This is a genomic window from Bradyrhizobium sp. USDA 326, assembly GCF_049739485.1.
Taxonomy (GTDB): domain Bacteria; phylum Pseudomonadota; class Alphaproteobacteria; order Rhizobiales; family Xanthobacteraceae; genus Bradyrhizobium.
Map to the genome: position 1 here is coordinate 7,785,561 of NZ_JBMGQA010000001.1, position 13,260 is coordinate 7,798,820.

Here is a 13,260-nt window from a genome sequence, read left to right on the forward strand (position 1 = left end):
TAGCGTTGCGGAGCGCCGTTGTACACAGGCCATGGCCGCGCGCCTTTGGCCGGCCGCTTTGCCCGGGATTGAAGCCATGAACGTCCCGTCGCTGCCCGCATCCCCTGCCGAACCGGTGCCCACTGAGGGCGTCGTCGCCGCCGGCGCCTATGTCGACGGCCGGCGCGTCGCCAATATCGCCATCGGTGAAGCCTCGAGCTGGCGGGCCAAGCCCGGCCACGTGGTCTGGATCGGCCTGCACGAGCCGGACATGACTCTGCTCGACGCGGTCCAGAAGCAGTTCGACCTGCACGAGCTCGCGATCGAGGACGCCAACCACGCCCATCAGCGGCCCAAGATCGAGCAATATGGCGAGGCCCTGTTCATCGTGGCGCGCACCGCGCAACTGATCGAGGGCCGGATCGCCTTCGGCGAGACGCACATCTTCGTGGGCGAAGGCTATCTGGTCTCGGTGCGCCACGGCGCCTCGACGTCCTACACACCGGTGCGCGAACGCTGCGAGAGCTGCCCGCGGGCGCTCGCGCGCGGCGAGGACTACATCCTCTACGCCATCCTCGATTTCATCGTCGACAATTACTCACCCGTGCTCGAGAGCATTCACGAGGAGGTCGAGGGCATCGAGGACGACGTGCTCTCCAAGCCCCTCAGCAAGGCGCAGATCGAGCGGCTCTACATGCTGCGCCGCGACCTCTTGCGGCTCAGGACCGCGATCGGCCCGCTGGTGGAGGTCTGCCACCGGCTCGAGCATGACGAGCTGTCGATGGTGCGGCAGGCCATGCAGCCGCTGTTCCGCGACGTCACCGACCACGTCAGGAACATCCAGGAGCGCATCGATTCCATGCGGGAGGTGCTGGCTTTCGCCTTCGAGGCCAGCCTGCTGGTCGGCCAGGCCCAGGAGACGGCGGTGTCCAAGAAGCTCGCCTCGTGGCTCGCGATCATCGCGATCCCGACCGCGCTCGCCGGCATCTACGGCATGAACTTCAAGCACATGCCGGAGCTGGAATGGGAGTACGGCTACTACATGCTGCTCGGCGTGATGCTGACGGCATGCGGGTCGCTGTACTGGCGTTTTCGCAGCGTCGGATGGCTGTGAGCCATCCTGCTCACCCGAGTAGTTCCACCCGATAATTCTCGATCACTGTATTCGCCAGCAGCTTGTCGGCGGCTTCCTTCAGCGCCGCCTCCGCCTTGGCCTTGTCCGCGCCGGCGAGCTCGATGTCGAACACCTTGCCCTGGCGGACGCTGGCGACGCCGTCGACGCCGAGCGACTTCAGCGCGCCTTCGATGGCCTTGCCTTGCGGATCGAGGATACCCGTCTTCAAGGTAACGGTGACACGTGCCTTCACGTCAAAAACCTCTCTCAGCTCTTCACCAGCACCGGGCCGGAGCCCTGCGGACGCTCGTTCTCCATAAGGATGCCGAGCCGCTTTGCGACTTCGGTATAGGCCTCGAGCAGCCCGCCGAGATCCCTGCGGAAGCGATCTTTGTCGAGCTTCTCGTTCGACTTGATGTCCCACAGACGACAGCTATCCGGCGAGATCTCGTCGGCGACGATGATGCGCATCATCTCGTTCTCGAACAGGCGCCCGCACTCCATCTTGAAGTCGACGAGACGGATGCCGATGCCGAGGAAGAGGCCGGTGAGGAAATCGTTGACGCGGATGGCGAGCGCCATGATGTCGTCGATCTCCTGCGGCGTCGCCCAGCCGAAGGCGGTGATGTGCTCTTCCGACACCATGGGGTCGTTGAGCTGGTCGTTCTTGTAGTAGAATTCGATGATCGAACGGGGCAGCTGCGTGCCCTCCTCGATGCCCAGACGCTGCGACAGCGAGCCGGCGGCGACGTTCCGCACCACCACCTCGAGCGGCACGATCTCCACCTCGCGAATCAACTGCTCGCGCATGTTGAGCCGGCGGATGAAATGGGTCGGTACCCCGATGTCGTTGAGGTGCTGAAACAGGTACTCCGAGATCCGGTTGTTGAGGACACCCTTGCCCTCGATCACCTGATGCTTTTTCGCATTGAACGCGGTGGCGTCGTCCTTGAAGTGCTGGATCAGGGTACCGGGCTCAGGGCCTTCGTAAAGAACCTTTGCCTTGCCTTCATAAATGCGACGCCGACGGCTCATTGGGATGTACCGTGTTTTGTTGAAATCCATGAATTTGGTGTGCTCCGGTTGACTAGGATTACGACCCACAGCGGAGCTGCCGTGAACGGCTGGGAACCCATCTATAAACCCTAGGAAACAGAACGGGAACCAAGCCTTTAGGCAACCTATCCGATTGGCTGTCCCAGCACAATCGATCCGGCCGTCCGGCGCCAACTTATACCATCTTGCCTGCGGCTTAACGGCCCGTTGTTTTGCCGATTCGTGCTATCTATGTAGGCATGCAGCCGGGGCGCCGCAACGGAAGGCTCCCGCGCATTCAGCAGGAGATTTGGAACAAGGCATGAGCGAGTTCGACAAGCGCCAGGAAGGTTTCGAGAAGAAGTTCGCCCTCGACGAGGAGCAGAAGTTCAAGGCGGAGGCCCGCCGCAACCGGCTGCTCGGCCTGTGGGCGGCCGAAAAGCTCGGCATCACCGGTGACGCCGCCACCGCCTATGCCAAGGAGGTGGTCGCGTCGGATTTCGAGGAGGCCGGCGATGCCGACGTCATGCGCAAGCTGACGGCTGATTTCGCCGCCAAGAACGTCGCCGTCACCGAGCAGGCGATTCGCGCCAAGATGAGCGAACTGCTCGCGGTCGCCGCCGCCGAGGTGAAGGCGGGGAAGTGACGCGAATGTCATTCCGGGGCGGTCCGTAGGACCGAACTGCGGTGCGCAATTGCGCACCTGAGAATCTCGAGATTCCGGATCGCCGCTGCCGCGGCGTCCGGAATGACGGAAAACTAAATCACTCCTCCTTGAAGCCGTATTCCGGCACGTTGCCGCTGGCGCCGTAATATTTGTACGGCAGGAATTTGCCGCTCATGGTGATCTTGACCCGGTCGCCCTTCGGGTTCGGCAGGCGTTCCATCACCATGTCGAAATCGATCGCCGACATGATGCCGTCGCCGTACTCCTCCTCGATCAGCGCCTTCCATGCGGGGCCGTTGACCATCACCAGCTCGTAGAAGCGGTAGATCAGAGGGTCGGTCGGCGGCATCGGCATGCCGCGCATCGGCGTCTCGTTCAGCATCGCAACTTCCGACTTCGACAGGCCGAACAGCTCGCCGGCATTGGCGGCCTGCGGCTTCGTCAATTTCATCTGGCCGAGGATGGCGCCGGCGATCAGCACTTCGGAATAGCCGCCGATCTTTTCGCAGATGTGCTTCCAGCTCCACCCCTTCTCGCGCTTGATGTCGAGCAGCTTTTCAGTGAGGTCTTCGCGTTTCATTTGGAGGTCTCCTTGGTTAGGCACTTAATCCGGGACTGCTCCCGGGCATCCACGTTTGCCGTGGCTCATCGCTGGCAGCCGCGACCGTCAGTCCCGGCTTGCCGATCTGCACCAGCGGCACATTGCGCGGATCGTGGCCGGGCGTTTCGGTCGTGAAGGTCTTGCTGCGCGTCACCAGAAAATCGATGATGTGGTTGCGCAGGGCGTAGTACAGCGGATGGCGGTGCAGGTCGGTGCGGCCGCGGTCTCTTGGCAGCGGGTTCTCGACCACCTCCGCCAGCACCGCGCCGGGACCGTTGGTCATCAGAAAGATCTTGTCGGCGAGATAGATCGCCTCGTCGACGTCATGGGTGATCATGAACGCAGTCTGCCCGGTCTCCAGGCAAATGCGCCGCACCTCGTCCTGCAACGTGCCGCGCGTCAGCGCGTCCAGCGCCGAGAACGGCTCGTCCATCAGCATCATCTTCGGCGTGATCGACAGCGCCCGCGCGATGCCGACGCGCTGCTTCATGCCGCCCGACAGCTCCGAGGGACGCTTGTGCTCGGCGCCGGACAGGCCGACGAGATCGATGAATTCTTGCGCATGCGCCCTGACCTTGGCGCGGTCCCAGCTGCGCCATTTCGAGCTGACGGCATAGGCGACGTTGCCGAGCACGGTGCGCCAGGGCAGCAGCGCATGGCTCTGGAAGATCACGGCGCGGTCGAGGCTGGTGCCCGAGATCGCCTGGCCGTCGACGATGACGGCACCCTCGCTCGGCGCATCGAGGCCAGCGAGGATGTTGAGCACGGTGGTCTTGCCGCAGCCGGAATGGCCGATCACGCAGGCAAACTCGCCGCGCGCCATCGACAGCCACAGGTTCTCGAACACGGTTGTCGTCGCGCCGCCCGCGCCGGGATAACGCTTGGCGATGCCCTCGATGGAAACGAATTTGTCGGTCACTTGCCCTACTCCGGAAACGTGACCATGCGCGTGAAGCGCGCGAGGATCTGGTCGAGCAGCATGCCGACGACCCCGATCAGGAGGATCGCGATGATGACATTGGTGATCGAGAGGTTGTTCCACTCGTTCCAGACGAAATAGCCGATCCCGGTGCCGCCGACGAGCATCTCGGCGGCGACGATCACGAGCCAGGCGATGCCGATCGAGATGCGCATGCCGGTCAGGATTGTCGGCGCCGCCGCGGGCAAGATCACGGTGAAGGCGCGCCTGACGGTGCCGACCTCCAGCGTGCGCGCGACGTTGATCCATTCCTTGCGGACGCTTGCCACTCCGAACACCGTGTTGAGCAGCATCGGCCAGATCGAGCAGATGAAGATCACGAAGATCGCCGAGATCGATGAATCCTTGATGGTGTAGAGCGCCAGCGGCATCCAGGCCAAAGGCGAGATCGGCTTGAGCACCTGGATAAAGGGATCGAGCGCCTTGCTGAGCAGCGGCGACATGCCGATCAGGAAACCGAGCGGGATCGCGACCAGCACGGCCAGCAGATAGCCGGTGCCGACCCGCGCGATGGAATAGCCGAGCTGGATTCCGAGCCCCTTGTCGTTCGGCCCGTTGTCGTAGAACGGCCGCTTCAGGTGCTCCCAGAGCTTGGCGCCGACATCGAGCGGCCCGGGCATGGCGGATTTGCCCTGCGTTGCGGTCAGGCCCATCAGCTTGGCGTATTCCGGGCTCATCGTCGTCACCGGCGCAGCGGAGCGCGTGGCGAGATGCCAGATGCCGAGAAAGGCCGCAAGCAGCACGATGGAGACGAGGCCGGCGCGGAGCCGGAGGGAGGTGCTCATCTTGCGTGATCTCTCCTCACGTCGCCCCGGCGAACGCCGGGACCCATAACCACAGGGAGAAGTTTGGCGAAGATTCGTCGTCCGGTACTCCTACCGAACACAATCGATAGATCGCGCGGTATGGGTCCCGGCGTTCGCCGGCACGACGAGGGAGAGAGTGGCGCGCTCACGACGCCTTCCTGATCTTGAAGCTCGCCACATAATCCTCCGGCTTGGCCGGATCGAACGTCTTGCCCATCACCGCGAAGGACTTGTACGCGCTTGCTGGCGGCGACAGCCCCATCTCGGTCATCAGCTTCTTGGTGTCGGTGGCGAGGTAGACCTGCTCGGCGATCGCCTTGTAGTCGACGTCGCCCTTGATCTGGCCCCAGCGCTTCATCTGCGTCAGCATCCACACTGCAAAGGACTGCCAGGGGAACGGATCGAAATCGACCCGCTTTGCGTCGGTCTTCACCCCGCCGAGGCCGTCGGCATAGGTGCCGGTCAGGACCTGCTCCAGCACCGTGACCGGCGCGTTGATGTAGTTCGCAGGCGCGATCGCCTCGGCGATCTGCTTGCGGTTCTCGGCCTTCGACGCGTAGGCCGTCGCATCGACGATCGCGCGCGTCAGCGCCGCGAAGCTGTTCGGCGCCGTCGTGATGAACTCGCGACTGGCAGCGAAGCTGCAGCAGGGATGGCCGTCCCAGATCTCCTTCGACAATATGTGCATGAAACCGACGCCGTCATAGATCGCGCGCTGGCAGATGTTGTCGGGGGCGAGAAAGCCGTCGATGTTGTCGGCACGCAGGTTCGCCACCATTTCCGGCGGCGGCACCGAGCGCAGCTGCACGTCGGTATCGGGATCGAGGCCGTGCTCGGCGAGATAGTAGCGCAGCAGATAATTGTGCATGGAATAGTCGAAGGGAATGGCGAACTTCATTCCCTTCCAGTCTTTCGGGTCGCGCTTGTCCTTGTGCTTCATCGCAAGCGTGATGCCCTGCCCGTTGATATTCTCGATCGCAGGAACGGCGAAGGGAATGGCATTGGCACCCAGGCCGAGCGAGATCGCGATCGGCATCGGCGCCAGCATGTGCGCGGCGTCGTATTCCTTGTTGATGGTCTTGTCGCGGATCACGGCCCAGCCGGCGGTCTTCACCACGTCGACATTGAGGCCATGCTTCGAATAGAATCCCATCGGCGCCGCCATGATGATCGGCGTCGCGCAAGTGATCGGGATGAAGCCGACCTTGAGGTCCTTCTTCTCGGGTGCGCCCGTCTGCGCAAAGACCTCCGTGGCCGTCTTGATCGGGAAGAATTGCGACAGCGCCGCGAGCGCGGTCGAGGCGCCGACCGATTTCAGGAAGGCGCGGCGCGCCATATCTTGCGGAAACATCGCGCGCATCACCGCAGAGGCGACGACACCCTCGTAGCGCTTCTCCTCGCTCTCGACAGGCTCGCAACGCAGCGCCGTGGCCGCCTGCTCATGCTCTGCCGCGGAGCGGTGCTGGCCACAGGCACAGCCGGCCCGAAGGTTGCGGTCGGGATCAAACGGATTGTCGAACGTGGACATCGGCCCTCCTGCGCGTCGTTGCGAGGGAGAATTACGCAAGGAGCATGCCACGGCCGCCAGTTCGGCCAGCGCCTTGACGACGCAGCACTTTCCATCGATCTTGGTGACTACGAGAATTCGTGATAAACGAGATTTCGTAACTCAATGACGAGATTTCGTAATGGCAACGGCGCCAATGCCTGTCCACGATGATGTGGCTCCCCCGATCGATCCGCGCGTCGCAGCGTTCGAATCCTCGGTCGAGGCGACACTGCTGGTCGATCCCTTCAGCGACCAGATCGTCGATGCCAATCCGGCCGCCTGCGCCCTTCTCGGCTATGACCGCGCGCTGCTGCGGCAGACGAGGCCCAGCACGCTCCACGCCGGCGAGCTTCCGGCCCTCACCGTCTTCACCCAGGCCGTGCTGCACAAGGGCGCCTACTGGACCACGGCGCTGACTCCCCGCCACGCAACGGGGCAAGATCTCCAGCTCGAATATGCAGGCTGCGTGCTGCCGCATGACGGCCGCACGCTGCTGCTGCTCACACTGACCGATCTCGACGCGCGCCGCCGGCGAAATGTCGATGCCGCCGCCGAAGATCACATGCGCAGCGGCATCTCGACCTGGCAGCGGGTCGAACGCGTCTTTCAGGACATCGAGCGCGAGAATCAACTGATCTTGCGCGCCGCCGGCGAAGGCATCTATGGCGTGAATGCGGAAGGAAAGACCACCTTCGTGAATCCCGCGGCGGAGCGGATGCTCGGCTGGACCGCCGAAGAGCTGGTCGGCAAGGAGATCCACCCGATCGTGCACCACACCCACTACGACGGCCGCCACTACCCCGATCACGACTGCCCGATCTATGCCGCATTCCGTGACGGCGCCGTGCATCAGGTCGATGGCGAGGTGTTCTGGCGCAAGGACGGCTCGCCGGCCTGGGTCGAATACACCTCCACGCCGATCCGCGACCGCGGCGTCGTGGTCGGCGCCGTCGTCGTGTTTCGCGACGTCAGCCAGCGCCGAGAGGCCGACGAGAAGCTGCACGCCGCGCTTGCCGAGGTCGACCGTCTGCGCGAGCGCCTCGAACTGGAAAACGCCTACCTGCAGGAGGAGATCCGCATCGAGACCAATCCGCGCGGCATCATCGGCGGAAGCGAGGCAATTCAGAAGACGCTGCGCCAGGTCAAGCTGGTGGCGCCGACCACGGCTGCGGTGATGATCACCGGCGAATCCGGCACCGGCAAGGAGCTGATCGCGCGTGCCATCCACGAGGACTCGACCCGCAGCGACCGGCCGCTGATCCGTGTCAACTGCGCCGCGATCCCGCGCGAATTGTTCGAGAGCGAGTTCTTCGGCCATGTCCGCGGCGCCTTCACCGGCGCAATGCGGGACCGCATCGGCCGCTTCGAATTGGCCGACGGCGGCACGCTGTTTCTCGACGAGGTCGGCGAAATCCCGATCGAGCTCCAGGGCAAGCTGCTGCGCGTGTTGCAGGAAGGCCATTTCGAGCGCGTGGGCGAGGCACGCACGCGCGCGGTCGACGTCCGTGTCATCGCCGCGACCAATCGCGACCTCAAGCAGGAAGTCCAGCGCGGCCGCTTCCGCGAGGACCTCTATTTCCGCCTCAACGTGTTCCCGATCGAGACCGTCCCCTTGCGCGAACGGCGCGAGGACATTCCGTTGCTCGCCCAGCACTTCCTGACGCGCGAGGGCAAGGCGCTGAAGTCGAACCTGCGTCTGTCCGAGGGCGATGCCCGGCGACTGACCCGCTACGACTGGCCCGGCAATGTTCGCGAATTGCAGAATGTGATCGAGCGCGCTGCCATCCTGTCCCAGAACGGCCGTCTGCGCATCGATCTGCCTGACGGCTCCGGCGCGCAGGTTCTGACCGGCGCCGCACGCCCGAAGGCCGATGCGCGCCCCGTGGTCATGACCTCATCTGAGATGCGCGACCACGAGCGCGCCAACATTCTCGCCGCACTCGAGGCCTGCTCGGGAAAAGTCTTTGGCCCCGGCGGCGCGGCCGAAATGCTCGATATCAAGCCGACCACGCTGGCCTCGCGGATCAAGGCGCTTGGGATTGCGCCTCGTCCGCGGGCCGTGTGATCGCTGGCACTCACGCCGCCTTGGTCGTCACGTCAGCTGCCATCGGCAATCCCTGCTCGATCGGCAGCGACGGATCGCGCGACCATTCGTTCCAGGAGCCGAAATACATCCGCACGTCCTTCACGCCGGCATTCTTCAGCGCCAGGAACGTGTTCGAGGCGCGCGCGCCCTTGAAGCAGTAGAGGTAGACCGGCGTGGTCTGCGAGATGCCGACGGTGGCGCATTCCGCCAGGATCTCGTCCTTGGACTTGAAGCGCGGGCCCTCGGCCGTCGGCTTCATCATGCGGTACCATTCCAGCCACACCGCGCCGGGGATGCGGCCCTTGCGCGGGCAGAAATCCTTCCCATAGGGAGACGAGCTGTCGCCGATCCACTCGTCGACGTCGCGCACGTCGAGGATGGCGATGCCGGGCTTGCCGACGGCGCCCAGCATGGTCTTGGCGTCGATCAGGATCTCGCCCGCTTCAGGCACGATCGCGAACGAAGCCTTTGCCGGTGTCGGCACGTCCTTGGTCACCGGGAAGCCCGCGGCCGCCCAGGCATCGAAGCCGCCATGCAGCACCTTCACCTTGGGATAGCCGAGCATGGTGAGCAGGTAATAGCCGCGGCAGGACTGGCCGAAGCCCGAGTTCATCGACTGTTCGTAGATCACCGCCGTCTCCTTGCCCGAAAGGCCGGCGCCGCCGAACGCATCGGCGAACTTGGTCTTCAGCTCGGCCATGCCCTCGGGCGTGGAGGTCGCCAGGAACGTGAAAATCTCGTGCACGTTGACGGCATTGGGCAGATGGCCGGCGGCGTAGGCGTCGGGATTGCGGGTGTCGATGACGACACACGGCTCAGTCTTCAAGAGATCGGCGAGTTCGACGGCAGTGATCAGAACGTCAGTCATGGCAGCCTCTCCGTTGAGGTTGGGGGTCTTCAGGTGGACTCGTAGAACTCAGGTCTCGGCGAGCATCTTGCGCAGCTGCTTGGTGGCCGGCGTGACGATCGCGACGAAGTAGGCCTCGCGCATGCGCCGCTGCGCGCGGTGGCTCTTCAGGTAGCCGCGCGCGCCACAATGCAGCATCGCCGCATGCGCCGCCGCGACGCTGGCCTCGCCGGCGCGAAGCCGCAGCGCGATCACCTTGCGCCAGTAGGTTTCCTCCTCGTTGTAGGGATCGCGCGCCAGCGCCATGGTCTCGGCCTCGAGCTCGGCGGCGAGATCGCGGAAATGCACCGGCTGCTGCGGCAGATAGCGGTTATTGATATGGCCGAGGGGGCTATCGACCTCGTCCATGATGTTGATGCAATCCTTGATGAGGCCGAGCGCCATGCCGGCCTGGAGCAGGATGAAGCCGGCGCGGATCTTCTTGACGAAGGGCCCGGCGGGATCGGCCAGGATCAGCTCGTCCGGCACGAAGACATCGCGGAACTGCACGCCATAGGTGCCGGTGCCGTCCATGGCGAGGAACGGCTTGCACGGCGTCAGCGTGATCGCCGGGTCCGAGCAGTCGGCCAGGAACATCACGGTGGCGGGCTCTCCACTTGCAGTGCCCGGCTCGTCTTCTCGCTCGAAGATGGTGCCGAAATAATGGTCGGGACCGAGATTGGAGACCCAGGGCAGCGCGCCGCGCACGATATAGCCGCCCTCGACCTTGCGTCCCTTCAGCTTCAATTTCTCGATGCCGAAGAAGCTCTTCATGGGGTTGGAGAGCCCGGTGCCGCCGAGCACGCGCCCCGTCGAGAAGGCATCGCCGAAGCGTTTGGCGAGCTTCAGGTTCGTCGAGTTCGCCGCGTACCAGACCAGGGTGTCCTGGCACCAGGCCATGAAGGCCGTGGCCCCGCAGACTTCCCCGATCGCGGCCATCGCCTGGATGGCGCAGCGCAGATCGGCAGGCCCTTCGTGAGGCACGTGACTGCCCCACGCCCCGACTGCACCGAACTTGCGCAGCACCTCGGCCGGATAGACCGTACCGTCGTCGATGCCGGCGGCGAGCGGCGCGAGCTGCTCGCGCGCGATCCGCGCCACCTCGCCCGCAATGGACGGTGCGGGCTGATCCAGAACTTCGGCCCGTGATAAAGCCAGTGAACCCATGATCGTCTCCCGCACCCTGTCCTGATTGCCGTCTGCTAGATGCCGACCTCGAGATTGACCGGCCGGGTGAAGGTGTTGGCGACCGGCGACCATTTCTTCACATGGGCAACCAGCGCATTGATCTCGTCCTGCGAGACGCCCTCGCATTCCATGTCGACCTTGACGCGGACATCGGTGAATCCGACCGGCTTGTCGGAAGTGTCGCCGGTGCCCCAGACCGCGGTGATGTTGAGATCGCCTTCGAGCTCCAGCTCGAGCTTGTTGACGATCCAGCCGCGGTGCACGGCATTGGCGTGCAGGCCGACCGCAAGGCAGGAGCCGAGCGCGGCGAGCGAGGCTTCGGACGGATTGGGTGCGGTGTCGTCGCCCAGCAGCCCCGGCGGCTCGTCGACGATGTAGGGCGGCAGATTGCGGATGTAGTTGGCGTGACGGAATTTTCCTTCCGCGACCGTCTTGCACTTCAAGGTCTTGATGACCTTCGGATTCGCCTTGCCGTTGGCGATCAGCTGCTCGAGCCCATTCTTGTCGATGGGCGCGAGGCACCCCGTCAGCACTGTCTTCTGAACGACGGCAGTCATCAGTCTTCTCCCTGGCAGAAGTGGAAATCGGTAGGATACCGAACGGTCTGTTTCCTTGCATGGAGCGTGCCAGAAGCAGCCAAAAGCGAAATGCGAAGCATTGGAGCCGCTTAAGCGTCGCTGCCTGTCGATTGATCAGACCCCTCCTGCTCAAAGCCGGAGCAGATGCATGGGCGGATGCGAATCTTTTCAGCGCTGGACAGATGCGGCTTGCTGATGCGATGCAGCTGCGATTAAGTTGCAGCCTATGGCAAAGACGTCATCGAAGAAGAACGCGAACTCGCCCCGCGCCGGCGCAGGCGACGACGAATCTGCGCGTGGGCGCCTGCTCAGTGCCGCGACGCATCTGTTCTGCAAGAACGGCATCAACGCGACCGGCATCGATGCGATCATCGAGGAAGCCGGCACCGCAAAGACCACGCTGTATAAATTGTTCGGCTCCAAGACCAATCTCGTCAATGCCGTGCTGGAAAGCGAGGGCAAGCAATGGCGCGAATGGTTCATCGGCGCCATGGAGCAAGGCGGCGGCGATGCGCAGGCGAAGCTCACGCGCATCTTTCCCGCGCTGAAGAGCTGGTTTGCCGAGGAGCGCTTCTACGGCTGCCCCTTCATCAATGCGGTCGGCGAGCACGACAAGGACGCCAAGCAGTTTCGCAACATCGCGCTCAAGCACAAGAAGATCGTGCTCGGCCACATCGAGAAGCTCGCCGGCGAGCTCGGCTCCACCGAGCCTGCGGTGCTGGCCCACCAGCTCGGCCTCCTCATCGACGGCGCCATCGTCGCGGCGATGATCTCGCGCGACCCGGGCGTGGCCGATACGGCGGCGCTCACGGCAGGCCCCCTGCTCGGTCAGTCCAAGGCGAAGAAGAAGCGCGCGGCGGAGCAGCTCGAGGCGGTCTGAGTCCCTGGCGGTTGGTGAAACGTAACCGATCCCGTCCTTTCAGCGGTCACGCGAATGAGGATGTCCGCTTTCCAGTGGGTCAAGCGAGGCTTACCGGCTCTCCAACGCGCACACGCGTCGTGGCCGACGCGGTCTTCTTCCATTGAGGTGCGCGCCACCAGTAAGGTGCTCCGAGAGCATATTGCGAGTGTTCCGGCGCTCTGCCACTTAGAGGACGACTTGCCGCGTCGGTTCCTTTGGGCGACACTGGCCATATTTCAGAGATCGTATTTTTCGAGAGGGCGCCATGCCCGAGATACTGGAAGTCATGCTGTGGTGTGCCGCGCTTGCGACGTGGCTGATGCTTCTCTTCGCGTTCCTGGGCGATGCCTTGAAGCCGCTCGCAAGGAGCATCCGTCGAGCGATCGAGGACGCATTCAAGCCTCACGTGAAGTGATGCCGTCTACGTTGTCCGGTCCAAGCTGAAACGGCCTGGCCCGGTGACGAAGATCAACATCGCGCCTCCCATGATCGAGACGTTCTTGAGGAAATGGTTGTATTGACCAATCTGCTGCGCGCCGGCTGGATATTCCCAGTAGCGGTGCGCGATCACTGTCGCCGCCAGCACGAACATGAACATCAGAACTGCGCAGTAGCGCGTGCCGAGACCGAGTATCAGACCAAGGGATATGAGGACCTCGACTGCTATGTTCGTGATGGTGAACAGCTCAGGTGCTGGAAGGTTCAGCGACCTGAAATAGCCGACCGAGCCGCCGAAATTGGATAGCGCTCCGTACGCGCTTCCGACGAATACCCACGCAAGCAGAATGCGGCCGATCAAGATCAGCACGCCCGCTCTCCTTGTGGCGAACTCGTCGAGCGCGCGTAACTCAAAACGGGATTTCACTGAAAGAATCCCCCCTGCTGTCCACG

15 protein-coding genes are annotated in these 13,260 nt (G+C 63.6%); 5 read left to right on the forward strand and 10 right to left on the reverse strand.

Annotation, left to right across the window (positions count from 1 at the left end):
- Window positions 1–76: 76 nt before the first annotated feature.
- Window positions 77–1,093 carry a magnesium and cobalt transport protein CorA gene (locus ABIG06_RS37095; RefSeq protein ID WP_370140527.1) on the forward strand — a complete coding sequence of 339 codons (1,017 nt, stop codon included), beginning with the start codon at window positions 77–79 and terminating at the stop codon, window positions 1,091–1,093.
- Between the two features lie 10 nt (window positions 1,094–1,103).
- Here the strand turns inward: ABIG06_RS37095 and purS are convergent, their stop codons facing one another.
- Both purS and purC read right to left on the reverse strand, forming a co-directional pair.
- On the reverse strand, window positions 1,104–1,346 hold the full coding sequence (gene purS / locus ABIG06_RS37100) for a phosphoribosylformylglycinamidine synthase subunit PurS (RefSeq protein WP_025037302.1): 243 nt from the start codon (window positions 1,344–1,346) through the stop codon (window positions 1,104–1,106).
- A gap of 14 nt (window positions 1,347–1,360) precedes the next feature.
- Window positions 1,361–2,128, reverse strand: coding sequence for a phosphoribosylaminoimidazolesuccinocarboxamide synthase (gene purC, locus ABIG06_RS37105; RefSeq protein WP_173015815.1), 768 nt, complete (start codon window positions 2,126–2,128; stop codon window positions 1,361–1,363).
- A gap of 322 nt (window positions 2,129–2,450) precedes the next feature.
- On the opposite strand from purC, the gene ABIG06_RS37110 reads away from it, so the two are divergent.
- Window positions 2,451–2,774, forward strand: coding sequence for a DUF1476 domain-containing protein (locus ABIG06_RS37110; RefSeq protein WP_370140528.1), 324 nt, complete (start codon window positions 2,451–2,453; stop codon window positions 2,772–2,774).
- A gap of 118 nt (window positions 2,775–2,892) precedes the next feature.
- Here ABIG06_RS37110 and cynS read toward each other — a convergent pair whose 3' ends face one another.
- From cynS to ABIG06_RS37130, 4 genes are all read right to left on the reverse strand, one after another.
- The gene (gene cynS, locus ABIG06_RS37115) at window positions 2,893–3,375 is read right to left on the reverse strand and encodes a cyanase (RefSeq protein ID WP_370140529.1); all 483 of its coding nucleotides are present in this window, start codon (window positions 3,373–3,375) and stop codon (window positions 2,893–2,895) included.
- A 16-nt stretch (window positions 3,376–3,391) separates the two neighbouring features.
- Window positions 3,392–4,315 (reverse strand): ABC transporter ATP-binding protein, encoded by a 924-nt coding sequence (locus ABIG06_RS37120; RefSeq protein WP_370140530.1) that lies wholly within the window; start codon window positions 4,313–4,315, stop codon window positions 3,392–3,394.
- Between the two features lie 5 nt (window positions 4,316–4,320).
- Window positions 4,321–5,160 carry a nitrate ABC transporter permease gene (gene ntrB, locus ABIG06_RS37125; RefSeq protein WP_124163199.1) on the reverse strand — a complete coding sequence of 280 codons (840 nt, stop codon included), beginning with the start codon at window positions 5,158–5,160 and terminating at the stop codon, window positions 4,321–4,323.
- Window positions 5,161–5,326: 166 nt separating this feature from the next.
- Window positions 5,327–6,709 (reverse strand): CmpA/NrtA family ABC transporter substrate-binding protein, encoded by a 1,383-nt coding sequence (locus tag ABIG06_RS37130; RefSeq protein ID WP_124163198.1) that lies wholly within the window; start codon window positions 6,707–6,709, stop codon window positions 5,327–5,329.
- Window positions 6,710–6,869: 160 nt separating this feature from the next.
- On the opposite strand from ABIG06_RS37130, the gene ABIG06_RS37135 reads away from it, so the two are divergent.
- A complete protein-coding gene (locus ABIG06_RS37135; protein ID WP_370140531.1) occupies window positions 6,870–8,795 on the forward strand; it encodes a sigma 54-interacting transcriptional regulator in 1,926 nt (641 codons plus the stop codon).
- A gap of 10 nt (window positions 8,796–8,805) precedes the next feature.
- Here the strand turns inward: ABIG06_RS37135 and ABIG06_RS37140 are convergent, their stop codons facing one another.
- From ABIG06_RS37140 to ABIG06_RS37150, 3 genes are read right to left on the reverse strand one after another with little or no spacing between them, the layout of a single operon-like run.
- Window positions 8,806–9,684 carry a sulfurtransferase gene (locus ABIG06_RS37140; protein WP_124163196.1) on the reverse strand — a complete coding sequence of 293 codons (879 nt, stop codon included), beginning with the start codon at window positions 9,682–9,684 and terminating at the stop codon, window positions 8,806–8,808.
- A 48-nt stretch (window positions 9,685–9,732) separates the two neighbouring features.
- Complete coding sequence (locus ABIG06_RS37145; RefSeq protein WP_424578560.1) at window positions 9,733–10,869, reverse strand: acyl-CoA dehydrogenase family protein; 1,137 nt, start codon at window positions 10,867–10,869, stop codon at window positions 9,733–9,735.
- Between the two features lie 35 nt (window positions 10,870–10,904).
- Window positions 10,905–11,447 (reverse strand): OsmC family protein, encoded by a 543-nt coding sequence (locus tag ABIG06_RS37150; RefSeq protein ID WP_028178841.1) that lies wholly within the window; start codon window positions 11,445–11,447, stop codon window positions 10,905–10,907.
- A gap of 247 nt (window positions 11,448–11,694) precedes the next feature.
- Between ABIG06_RS37150 and ABIG06_RS37155 the strand changes: the two genes are divergently transcribed.
- Together ABIG06_RS37155 and ABIG06_RS37160 are read left to right on the forward strand one after the other, a co-directional pair.
- A complete protein-coding gene (locus ABIG06_RS37155) occupies window positions 11,695–12,348 on the forward strand; it encodes a TetR/AcrR family transcriptional regulator (protein WP_124163194.1) in 654 nt (217 codons plus the stop codon).
- Window positions 12,349–12,634: 286 nt separating this feature from the next.
- Window positions 12,635–12,784, forward strand: coding sequence for a hypothetical protein (locus ABIG06_RS37160; protein ID WP_197488810.1), 150 nt, complete (start codon window positions 12,635–12,637; stop codon window positions 12,782–12,784).
- A gap of 6 nt (window positions 12,785–12,790) precedes the next feature.
- Here ABIG06_RS37160 and ABIG06_RS37165 read toward each other — a convergent pair whose 3' ends face one another.
- The gene (locus ABIG06_RS37165; RefSeq protein ID WP_245454635.1) at window positions 12,791–13,234 is read right to left on the reverse strand and encodes a DoxX family protein; all 444 of its coding nucleotides are present in this window, start codon (window positions 13,232–13,234) and stop codon (window positions 12,791–12,793) included.
- Window positions 13,235–13,260: the final 26 nt, after the last annotated feature.

Excerpts from the sequence above, each read along its gene's own strand:
- ABIG06_RS37155 (WP_124163194.1), top strand. The coding sequence starts at position 11,695 with ATGGCAAAGACGTCATCGAAGAAGAACGCGAACTCGCCCCGCGCCGGC.
- ABIG06_RS37150 (WP_028178841.1), bottom strand. The coding sequence starts at position 11,447 with ATGACTGCCGTCGTTCAGAAGACAGTGCTGACGGGGTGCCTCGCGCCC.
- ABIG06_RS37135 (WP_370140531.1), top strand. The coding sequence starts at position 6,870 with ATGGCAACGGCGCCAATGCCTGTCCACGATGATGTGGCTCCCCCGATC.
- ABIG06_RS37145 (WP_424578560.1), bottom strand. The coding sequence starts at position 10,869 with ATGGGTTCACTGGCTTTATCACGGGCCGAAGTTCTGGATCAGCCCGCA.
- cynS (WP_370140529.1), bottom strand. The coding sequence starts at position 3,375 with ATGAAACGCGAAGACCTCACTGAAAAGCTGCTCGACATCAAGCGCGAG.
- purC (WP_173015815.1), bottom strand. The coding sequence starts at position 2,128 with ATGAGCCGTCGGCGTCGCATTTATGAAGGCAAGGCAAAGGTTCTTTAC.
- ABIG06_RS37110 (WP_370140528.1), top strand. The coding sequence starts at position 2,451 with ATGAGCGAGTTCGACAAGCGCCAGGAAGGTTTCGAGAAGAAGTTCGCC.
- ABIG06_RS37095 (WP_370140527.1), top strand. The coding sequence starts at position 77 with ATGAACGTCCCGTCGCTGCCCGCATCCCCTGCCGAACCGGTGCCCACT.
- ABIG06_RS37140 (WP_124163196.1), bottom strand. The coding sequence starts at position 9,684 with ATGACTGACGTTCTGATCACTGCCGTCGAACTCGCCGATCTCTTGAAG.
- ntrB (WP_124163199.1), bottom strand. The coding sequence starts at position 5,160 with ATGAGCACCTCCCTCCGGCTCCGCGCCGGCCTCGTCTCCATCGTGCTG.
- ABIG06_RS37160 (WP_197488810.1), top strand. The coding sequence starts at position 12,635 with ATGCCCGAGATACTGGAAGTCATGCTGTGGTGTGCCGCGCTTGCGACG.
- ABIG06_RS37130 (WP_124163198.1), bottom strand. The coding sequence starts at position 6,709 with ATGTCCACGTTCGACAATCCGTTTGATCCCGACCGCAACCTTCGGGCC.